Origin of the sequence: Schlesneria sp. (genome assembly GCF_036405755.1) — a bacterium.
GTDB classification, from domain to species: Bacteria; Planctomycetota; Planctomycetia; order Planctomycetales; family Planctomycetaceae; genus Schlesneria; species Schlesneria sphaerica.
Genome location: NZ_DASWWZ010000693.1, coordinates 1 through 8,341, shown reverse-complemented (window position 1 = coordinate 8,341; position 8,341 = coordinate 1). Strand labels below are relative to the sequence as shown.

Annotated in this window: 8 protein-coding genes and 1 other RNA gene; 5 read left to right on the top strand and 4 right to left on the bottom strand. The window is 56.4% G+C overall.

The annotated features are described in order from the left end of the window. Positions 1-768, bottom strand: a 768-nt coding sequence (locus VGE80_RS23020) for a magnesium chelatase domain-containing protein (RefSeq protein WP_440594275.1), incomplete at its 3' end; no start/stop codon positions are given. 635 nt (positions 769-1,403) lie between these two features. Between VGE80_RS23020 and rpiB the strand changes: the two genes are divergently transcribed. From rpiB to VGE80_RS23000, 4 genes are all read left to right on the top strand, one after another. Beyond that, positions 1,404-1,859, top strand: a complete 456-nt coding sequence (gene rpiB, locus VGE80_RS23015; protein ID WP_373650112.1) for a ribose 5-phosphate isomerase B — start codon at positions 1,404-1,406, stop codon at positions 1,857-1,859. Between the two features lie 194 nt (positions 1,860-2,053). Continuing rightward, the gene (locus VGE80_RS23010) at positions 2,054-3,700 is read left to right on the top strand and encodes a hypothetical protein (protein ID WP_440594274.1); all 1,647 of its coding nucleotides are present in this window, start codon (positions 2,054-2,056) and stop codon (positions 3,698-3,700) included. A 128-nt stretch (positions 3,701-3,828) separates the two neighbouring features. Beyond that, positions 3,829-4,250, top strand: an RNA gene (gene rnpB, locus VGE80_RS23005) — RNase P RNA component class A. Between the two features lie 395 nt (positions 4,251-4,645). Next, positions 4,646-4,942: a hypothetical protein gene (locus tag VGE80_RS23000; protein ID WP_397571638.1), complete on the top strand. Its 297-nt coding sequence runs from the start codon at positions 4,646-4,648 to the stop codon at positions 4,940-4,942. Between the two features lie 38 nt (positions 4,943-4,980). On the opposite strand, the gene VGE80_RS22995 is transcribed toward VGE80_RS23000, so the two are convergent. The 3 genes from VGE80_RS22995 to VGE80_RS22985 form a co-directional block, all read right to left on the bottom strand. Next, positions 4,981-5,685, bottom strand: a complete 705-nt coding sequence (locus tag VGE80_RS22995) for a DNA topoisomerase I (RefSeq protein ID WP_373650115.1) — start codon at positions 5,683-5,685, stop codon at positions 4,981-4,983. A gap of 163 nt (positions 5,686-5,848) precedes the next feature. Further along, the gene (locus VGE80_RS22990) at positions 5,849-6,262 is read right to left on the bottom strand and encodes a hypothetical protein (RefSeq protein WP_440594273.1); all 414 of its coding nucleotides are present in this window, start codon (positions 6,260-6,262) and stop codon (positions 5,849-5,851) included. 54 nt (positions 6,263-6,316) lie between these two features. Next, the gene (locus VGE80_RS22985; RefSeq protein ID WP_440594272.1) at positions 6,317-7,105 is read right to left on the bottom strand and encodes an MBL fold metallo-hydrolase; all 789 of its coding nucleotides are present in this window, start codon (positions 7,103-7,105) and stop codon (positions 6,317-6,319) included. Positions 7,106-7,538: 433 nt separating this feature from the next. Between VGE80_RS22985 and VGE80_RS22980 the strand changes: the two genes are divergently transcribed. After that, positions 7,539-8,341, top strand: an 803-nt coding sequence (locus tag VGE80_RS22980) for an FAD:protein FMN transferase (protein ID WP_440594271.1), incomplete at its 3' end; no start/stop codon positions are given.

Below are 8,341 nucleotides of genomic sequence, written 5' to 3'. Positions count from 1 at the left end.
GGCACTGTAGATTCGCGTCGTCTCGAGACTTTCTGCGGGGGCGAGTTCGGGGAGGATGGTTCCCAACCGCGACGCCAGCAGCGTCTTACCGGTGCCGGGGCTTCCCAGCATCAGCAGATGGTGGGCTCCTGCGGCGGCGACTGTGACGGCTCGCTTGGCTGATTCCTGGCCGCGCACATCCGAGTAATCAACGCCGTATTGCCCGTAGCTGGCGACCGCGTCGGCCCAACTGAAGGGTTGGGGAGGAATCTCCAGCTGGCCGCTGTAAAAGCCGACCGCTTCGGTCAGGGACGTGACCGGAATAATATCGATTCCTTCCACAACCGCCGCTTCCTGAGCGTTGGCAGCGGGTAGCACAATCCCTCTCCAGCCCTGCTCTTTGGCGGCGAGGGCCATTGAGAGAGCCCCTTTGGCCGGGCGGATCGTCCCGTCAAGGGCCAGTTCACCGATGGCCGCGTATTGGCTCAGTGCGTCGGACGTCAGTTGTCCGCTGGCGACGAGCATTCCCATCGCAATGGGAAGATCGAAGGAGGCTGCTTCTTTCGGGAGGTCCGCGGGCGACAGATTGATCACGATCCGATCAAGCGGCCGGACGTAGCCACAATTGACAAGCGCCCGTTCGATGCGATGAGTGCTCTCGCGAACCGCGGCCTCGGCCAGTCCGACGAGAATCGTTTTGGGCATGGCACCCGGAGAGATATCGACTTCGACCTCCACCGGCAGCGCGTCGATTCCGAGCAACGAATAAGTCGTCAGTTTGGCGAGCATCTTCGTGCGGAACTCCGGCTTGAGTAGGCCATTCACTGACACGTTTTTGTCGGAATGTAGATCGACAAGTGACCGTTAACACGGTCCTTACGAAAGCTTCCCGACGAGTCGATCGAGGCAACACCGTTCGTGCGGAAACGTCGAGAACACAGATGCGCCAAGATACGAAAAAGCGATACTCCCGAACAGTCCGCAGTAGAAACTGACTCAGGACGTTGGGGAGTTCGTAAATACGGGCATCCTCTCCCGCTACTTTGAACCGCTAAGCCTGCGCGGCCTGTCGGGTCAGGTGCTGTGAAAAAACACCCGGCAACGAGAATCCGTGGCATCCTGATCGACCAATGCCCGTTGTGTGTGTTCTGGTATTCGTTCCCGAAGTGCTGTTGAAACGAGCCTGCAGCGAACCCGGAGGGTCATTCTGCGGTCAATCAGCCATTCCGGCCTGACGCAGCTCCATCCTTGAGAAAAAGCGAGAATTGCCGGGTGGTGGTCGCGAGGCGGCGTCCTGTTTCCCTTCCGATAGATCGCCTATGATAGCGTGAGATGAAGGATCATCTTGAACTCACAATAGTACCCGGTTTCCGTTCAGGGCGCCGGGTCGCGCTACGTCCCTACCCCAGTGACGAATACGATCTATGAAAATCGCAGTTGCCAGTGAACACCGTGGATTTCGAGCCAAGGATCGAGTCCTGGCGTGTCTGAGAGAGCTGAATCACGTCGCGATTGATTTCGGGCCGAACTCGGAAGAGATGTGTGACTATCCTGACTATGCGTCGCTCGCCGCACGGGCTGTTTCCCGTGGAGAAGTCGATCGTGCGATCCTGATCGGGGGGACCGGAATCGGGATGACGATCGTCGCAAACAAATTCCGTGGTGTCCGGGCCGCACTTTGTTGTGACGAACTTTCTGCGCGAATCAGCCGAAGTCACAACGATTCCAATATCCTGTGCATGTCAGTGAATTTGTCCGGTGACTGGATCGATGCCCGGATGATCAAAATCTGGCTCGAAACCCCGTTTGAAGGGGGGCGTCACTCCCGGCGAATCGCCCAGATTTCCGAGCTGGAACAGGAACTGAACAGTCCTCACTGACAATCGATTCTCGCGAAGATTGTCCGTTCTCGCCTGGCAACACTCTGGGGGTGACCCAGTGGGGAAGGCAGTCATTCCTTTCTGCCAGTCGCCATGGTGGCGGGAAAGTAATTTCGCGCTTGATTCGGAATTTCTGCTGGGATAAGCTACCTCATGTTGAACTGAGACAGAACGTCTACAGAAGGGTCTCGCAAATGCCAGAAGCCTCTGTCACCTCGCGGCTATTAAACAGCGTGTTAAATCGAATGCGGCTTGCGTCCGTAGGCCAGAGCTTCTACTGGACGTTGCTCGCCATTTCACTGGTATTTGCTGTCGTTCTTATGGTGGCACGTTTCACCGGCTTGTTTGCGATGCCCGATACACCTTCGACATGGGCCGCATTTGCCGTTGTTCCCCTCGTGGCGGGCCTGCTTGCCTGGCTGGTTCATCGCCGGCCGACGCTGCCTGACGCAGCACGGCTGGTCGATCGGACCACCGCTTCGAAGGATCTGTATCTCACCATGGCGCTGCTGAATAACTCGGCCGGCGAATATCAGGCTCTTGTCGTTCAGTCTGCCGAGGCCCGGGCGGCAGGGATTAAGCCTGACCAGGTTGTTCCATTCACCTGGCAGCGGCGATTCTGGCATGCGGTGTGGGTACCCGCGCTGGTCGCTCTGGGGGTCTACTTTCTGCCTCAGTATGACCCCTTTGGTAAGGTTGCGAGCGCAAAGCTGAGCGAGAAACGGAGCGAGCGGCTGACCGAAGGTAAAAAGGCCACGGAACTGCGCTTAGAAGAAGTTAAACGCGCGATTGCGGATCACGAGGAAAGTAACTCCACCGATCTGGCCATCGAAGAATTGAAAATGACCTTCAACAAAATGAAGGCCGATCAGAAGCTGGAAAATCTGAAAATGCTGTCGAGCGAACAAAAGGACATCGGCAAGCTCTGGAGGCAAATCAGTAGTGAGCATTTGAAGGATCTCATGAAGTCTTCTCCGTCGAGTGACCAGCAGTTCGGTGCCAACCAGGACGAAAAGCTTCAGAAGTGGGTGAAGGAGCTTCAAGAGGGGGATGCCGGAGGTGTCCAGAATGAACTTCAGGAACTCCAGGAACAGCTCCAGCAGCTCGCCGCTACCAAAGACCCTGTAGAGCGGGGTGAATTGATGCAGGAATTGAAGGAGCGTCTCCAGAACCTGGAGAAGCTCGCGAGCGACAAGCTGAATAACGAGCAGCTCTCCGCCGCACTCGAACGAGCCATGCAGCAGATGGACCTGTCGGAGAACAAAGATCTTCAGGAAGAGGCCTTGCAGGCTGCGATGCAGTCGCTGGAACTGAGCGAGCAGGAACTGGAACAGCTCGAACAGTCTGTGAAAGACATGAAAGAGCTGGAAGAGGCACTCAAGACCATCCAGCAGGCCAAGAAGGTCAACGACCAGGAAAAGCTGAACGGAGCCCAGTCCGAGAATTGCAAGACGCTGTCAGACTATCAAAGCCTGTATGACCAAATGCTCGCCGAATCCGGTGAGAGTGATGAGGTACAGGAGAAAGAGGGCGAGTTCGGAATGGGGGGCCCCGGCTTTGGAAAAGGGGGCGAAGCCCCGGAAGACGACTCTGTCGAAACCGGATTTAAGAACGAACAATCCAAGTCGGCCGTCGTGGCAGGCAAGATGCTGCTGTCGATGCAGACCAAAGGAGAGGCTGAGAAGGGGGAAGTTGTCCGTGACTACAAGCAACTGATGCAGTCGGTCAAACAGGGAGCCATGGAAGCCTTGAACACCGAACAGATCCCCCCCGGCTATCACGAGAGCATCAAGACTTATTTTGATTCTCTCGAGAAAGGGAAGGAAAAGGCCGCGAAGTAGTCGATGTCGCCGTGAGGAATTTGCGGCTAACGCCCGTTTCATGACGGTGTCCCGGTGGACGAGATGCGGAAATCTGCCGTACCCTCTATCGTGGATCGCGTCGGTGACGTAGAGTTAATCGTGTTCGCGGAGTGGGCTAGACGATCGCTGTAAGTGGAAGTTCGCTTCCCTTAGGGAGGAAAGTCCGGGCTTCACAGGACACGGTGGTGGGTAACGCCCACCGTCCGCAAGGACCGGGATAGTGCCACAGAAAGTATACCGCCAAACGGCCTTTTCGACTCAGGCTCATACCTTGAATCGGAGTGGACGAGGTAAGGGTGAAACGGTGCGGTAAGAGCGCACCAGCGGATCGGGTGACCGATCCGGCTAGGTAAACCCCACTGGAAGCAAGACCAAGCAGGGCATAGTTCGTCAGGCTGGCAACAGCATGACGGCGCGAGGCGGTCCGTCTCGTCCACTGTCCGGGTAGGTTGCTAGAGCCGTCGAGCAATCGGCGGCCCAGAGAAATGATCGTCCACGACAAAACCCGGCTTAACGGCCCGCTCCGCGAACATTTTGAACTTGTCCCGACTTGTTTAACCGTCTTGCTCAGTCCGCAGCATCGACGCGAGGCTCGACGAGGCCGCTGCACCGGCCCGACACGATCATCGCACATCGTCGGGGTGAATACCTTTCGTCATCGGGCTCCCCTCTTTCCCGACGTGATTGCCCCGCAGATGCGTGCCACACCGCGTGAACGAGAGTGCGAAAAAACTGCCGGTGCGCTGCTTGAGTTTGCCGCGATTTCCGCTTGCTTCGGTCTGGCAAAGACTGCCGAAAATTCTTCCCAAAGTCTCTTGCGCGAAGTCGGCTGGATTGGAAAAGTTTCCGACGAGGATTGCCGATCTTCCTTCCCTGCCTGACCACGGCTCCATTGATGTCCAACACACGATTGAGGCAATTTCGATGAGCAAGGTGACGACTGACGTCAACAGCCTGGAAACTCTTCGCGGTTATGTTCACGAGCGACTGTGTCGGCACGAAAACCTTGTGCCAGAACAGTTTGGATTGGAAGTGACTCCCCTGACAAGAAAAGGGGCTCTGTGCGGCCTTCAGTTCTCATTGCGAGGCCCCCGCAGTGTTCGTCTGGGAGCCGTCTGGGCCGCTGATCACAACCAGCTTTATTTATACGACGCCCGAGGGGAGCGCTTCCATAAGGAAACGCTTTCCGCCCAGTTCGACATTCAACTCGAAGCGGCGTAGTTGCAAGGCGCTTGCGGCATCGTTTGGTGGCGGCTTCACTACATGAGTAAATCGATATCGGAATTCGGGGGGGGCAAGCGAGGCTGAGTTGCTTTCGATCCGTCGGCGGGCGGATGCTGCATCTCATGAAGAATTTCGTTCCGCTGCCGTTCGACTGCTTCGTCAAACTTCGAGAGGACGTCCAGCGCCTTGTCTTTTGATGTCACCAGTCCAATCAGCAGATACTGCGCGATCGCCAGACTGTAACAGACCCATCCCAGTGTTCCCGAATGAAGGACTGAGAGGATGGCAAACACAGGAGTCGCGCGATTGAGGTGCTGACACGCGAGCCCCTTGATCAGCTTCGGGATATAGTTAATCAAACTGCCGATCACGTTTCCCTTCTGGATCACCGGCTTCTGTGGGCCGGGGTGAATCAACGCAAACAGCGACTGGTCGGGCATTCCTTCGATGACCCCGATGGCGAGCAACAGGCGGCCTGCCATGAAATAGGGACTCGATCTGGCCGATTCCGAGACCCAGCCGAACAACGCCCCTTCCATGTTGTCGGTTGCAACCAGCAGCAGCAGCGCGCCACGAAACCATTGTTCCAGATCCTTCTCCAGTTCTTCGTTGATCTCCTGGACTCGCACCACCTTTCTCATCAACAGACGGAAGGTCGGAATGGCGATGAAACCCAGAAAAAAACGGGTCAGCGGCTTCAATAGGGGCTGAAGTATCCGGCTGGTCAGGATCTGAAACACAACGAACTCAGCAATCTAGAAATGACGGAAGCCTGATCGCAAAGTCATTCGAGTCTTTGCTTCTGCAGACAACGAACGAAACTCACGATCAACAGGATCACACTGCAGGGGAAACAGAGAAACTGGTGCAAGTTCCTGTCCCCGTAGGCCAGGCGAACCTGTCCTAGGGAGGCATGTGATGTGGTCGATCGGCATGAGCCAGCAATTTGAGCATTCTTTCTCCCGCTGATCCCTCTGCTTCATCCCACGGAAGGGGTTGAAGTCCGTGTAGAAGTAGCTCCGCCTTCTCAAAGGGGCAATACCGTTCCCAATGGGCGACGAGTTGCTGGAAATCAGGATCCCTCAAAGCATCTGCCATCGTCGGATGACGACCAGCCTGATGTGCGGGATTGGACTGAACCAATCGCTCAAGGCATCGGGCTGCAACGTCAGGCCAACCAGCCCGGCAGGCCTCTGCACCACCCAGCAGCAGAAACCGGTCACGAACCAGCGGTTGTTGTTTCTGTTCCGACAGGACTGCCAGTTGTATGTAGACTGACATCGCTGCTTCGTGATCTCGCATGGATCTGGTCACCATCTGAGATGGTCTCCTCTTCTGTCTTGAGGAGTTCCCATCGGGCGCAGGCACAGTTCAGTACGGAATCCGCAACGAATCATAGGACAGCTCCACACCCGGCGGAAGACGAGCATTCGTCGTCACATAGTCGAGGTAATGCGACACATGCGTCAGGTAAGTCCGTTTCGGTTTGACTCGTTCTACGGCTGCGAGCGCTTGCGGGATGCCAAAGTGCGTCGCGTGCGGCTGTTCGCGAAGAGCGTCAATGATCAGCACGTCGAGGCCCTCCAGCAGTGGCCAGCTCTCGTCCGGAATGTGACTGACATCGGTGCAGAACGCGACGTCGCCAATTCGAAAACCCAGAACCGGCAGCCGTCCATGAATCAGGCGGATAGGCTGAATCTGCTGGCCGAGCACTTCGAAGGGGGACAACCCGATGCGACGAAATTCCAACAGTGGAATCGCCCCGAAGTGCAGTTCGGGATCGTGTGGAGCAAACGCGTACGAGAATGAAGCCCGAATCTGACTCTCAACATTCTCTTCGCAGTAAAGCTGCACCGCGTGCTCGAGTCGGTAGCCAAACAACCTCAGGTCATCCAGGCCAAACAGATGGTCGGCGTGAGAGTGCGTGTAAATGACCGAGTGAATCAGGTCAATCTTCTCTCGCAGCAGTTGCAGCCTCAATTCTGGAGAGGTATCGATCAGGAATGTTCCCTCGGGGGTGCGGACGGCGACGCCGGTTCGCGTGCGGTGATTTCGTGGATCGGTCGATTCACAGACTTCGCAGTGACAACCGATCACCGGAACGCCATGGCTGGTCCCGGTCCCCAGCAATATCAGTTCTCGTTCTGACTGGAAGGGCATGAATGCTCTTTTTTCAATGACGAGGAGTGCTCAAACAGCAAGCGGCCACGATTCAGTGTATCAGACCCGTTTGCCTGTGACCAAAGTGGCAATCACGGCGCCCTTCCCCAGACGGTGTCAGGCACGATGATTTGCCGCCAGAAGATCGAATTGCAAGCCTTTGCGATCAGTTCGAACGTTCGGAAATGGGAAGCGGATTCCGTCAAAGTTCACTCAATCGAGTGCGACGGCATTCGCGGACCTTTCCGAACTTCTTTTCTGTCGTGACAACTTGTGTAAGATGGAAACATGTCAATGCATGTTAATTCCCTATGGATTCCTGCTGCGAAGAAGACAGGACCCAGGGCATTCTGGTCGCCGAAAAACCGGGTGATAGAATTCTCGAGACCCGATCTGGTTGCCATGCCGATCAGGCTGCCATGAAAGTGATGATGTGAGTGATTCGACGTCCAACCGTCGTGACTTCTTGACGGGGCGGTCTGCTCTGACGCAAGTGGAAGCGGCGGGCAATCGTCTGGCGGAGGAACTGGTGCAGCGACCAGTCCCGTCGCGCGGACCGACGATGATGCTGCGCACCATCGCGATGGCGTGCGACTTCGACGTGATCGTTAATCCTGATGGTCCGGGTTCGCAGCTCGAGGCGGCGTCGGACGCTCTGGATCTGGTCCATGTGTTGGAACAACAGCTCTCGATTTATCGGGAAGACAGCGAGCTGAGTTGTCTCAACCGGAATGCGTTCCCGAATCCCACCACGGTTGAGCCAGAACTGTTTGACCTGCTGGAAAGGGCGAGGTTATTGTCTGCACAGACGGGGGGAGCATTCGATCCCGCCGCAGGCGCGCTCGTGAAATTGTGGAGCAACTGCCGCAAGAAGGATCGAATCCCACTGCAGTCCGAAATCGACGACGTGCTTGCTGCCGGGGGGGTGGCTCGCGTCGCCTTCGATCATCCGAAGCGGCAGATTGCATTTGAGAGGGCCGGAATCGAATTCAATCTGGGAGCGATTGGAAAAGGCTACGCCGTCGACAAAGCGGGTGAATACCTGCTCAACAAAGGGGTGTCAAACTGGCTGATCCACGGTGGAAGAAGCAGTATTCTGGCACATGGTGTTCACTCCCGTTGCGAAGGGTGGCCAGTCGGCCTGAGGAATCCGCTTCTGCCAGATAAGCCTTTTGCCACATTGATGTTATGTGATGAGGCGTTGGCCACGAGCGGCACCGCCGTACAATGGTTCCG